At 65.3% G+C, this 1,419-nt stretch carries 1 protein-coding gene and 1 pseudogene; both read left to right on the top strand.

All coding sequences use genetic code 11. The features are described from left to right. Nucleotides 1–438, top strand: a pseudogene (locus AB0M20_RS43440) (sugar ABC transporter substrate-binding protein); the annotation flags it as partial. Between the two features lie 12 nt (nt 439–450). After that, the coding region (locus AB0M20_RS43445) for a sugar ABC transporter permease (protein WP_364307340.1) at nt 451–1,419 on the top strand (969 nt) is incomplete at its 3' end.

Raw genomic sequence — 1,419 nt, forward strand, 5'->3', positions numbered from 1 at the left:
GTGATCGCGGGCCTCACGAAGGACAAGAAGCCGCTGCCCGACCTCGGTTTCTTCCCCTTCCCGTCGGTTCCCGGCGGCCAGGGTGACCCGGCCGCGATCATGGGCGGCGCGGACGGCTACTCGTGCTCGGCCAACGCGCCGAAGGAGTGCGTCGCGTTCCTCAACTACCTGGTGACCAAGGACGTGCAGGAGGCCTACTACAAGGCCTTCAACTCGCTGCCGGTCAACAAGGAAGCGCAGGGCGCGATCACCGAGCCGTACCTCAAGGCGGTTCTCGACGCGTACAACAAGGCGCCGTACGTCTCGCAGTGGCTGGACACGGTGTACGGCCAGAACGTGGGCAACGCGCTGAACATCGGCGTGGTCAACATGCTCGCCGGCAAGGGTGACGTCGCCGGGATCATCAAGGGCGTGAACGACGCAGCCAAGAAGGGCTGAGGTAGCCGGACGATGAGCAGCAACTTCGGTGGCGAGAGGTCAACGGTCACTGAGGATGCGCCCGGGCGGAGTGGGGGCGGCGTGCAGACGCCGCCTCCGCTGCGTCCCCGCCGGCGCGGAATCGGTTGGGCTCAACGGCTGGAGATCGCGGCGCTGTCCGGTCCCGCGATTCTGATGTTCCTGGCCTTCGTGATCTTTCCCGTGGTGCTGGCCGCCTACTACGGCTTCTACCGGTGGAAGGGTTTCGGGGTGCCGACCAACTTCGTCGGCCTCGACAACTACGTCACCATCCTGCAGGACGGCCCGTTCCGCGCGGCGCTGTGGCACAACGCACTCATCGTCGTCCTGTCGCTCGTGCTCCAAGGGCCGATCGCGATCGGCTTCGCGCTGCTGCTCAACCAGAAGATGCGCGGCCAGTCGGTCATCCGGGTCCTCATCTTCGTCCCGTACGTGATCGCCGAGGTCATCGTCGGGACGGCCTGGAGTCTCATGCTCCAGACCAACGGCGCCGTCAACGGCGTCCTGGAGTCGATGGGTCTCGGCTCGTTGAAGCAGGACTGGCTGTCCAACCCGGACATCGCCATCTGGACCCTGGGCCTGATCCTCACCTGGAAGTACGTCGGGTTCGCGGTGATCCTGTTCCTGGCCGGGATGCAGAACATCCCGGAGGAGCTGTCCGAGGCGGCCGCGGTGGACGGCGCGTCGTTCTGGCAGACCCAGCGGCGGATCACCCTGCCGCTGCTCATGCCGACCATCCGGATCTGGGCGTTCCTGTCGATCATCGGTGCGCTGCAGCTGTTCGACCTGGTCTACATCATCTGGGGTCAATACGTCTCGTCCACGGCCGGCACCTCGACCATGGCGACGTACATGGTCACCGAGGGCCGCAACGCGGGCAACTACGGGTACGGCAACGCGGTGGCGGTCGTACTCTTCCTCATCTCGCTCGTGATCGCCCTTCTGTACCAACGTTTCGTTCTG

The sequence above is a fragment of the Actinoplanes sp. NPDC051633 genome, assembly GCF_040681735.1.
GTDB lineage: Bacteria > Actinomycetota > Actinomycetes > Mycobacteriales > Micromonosporaceae > Actinoplanes.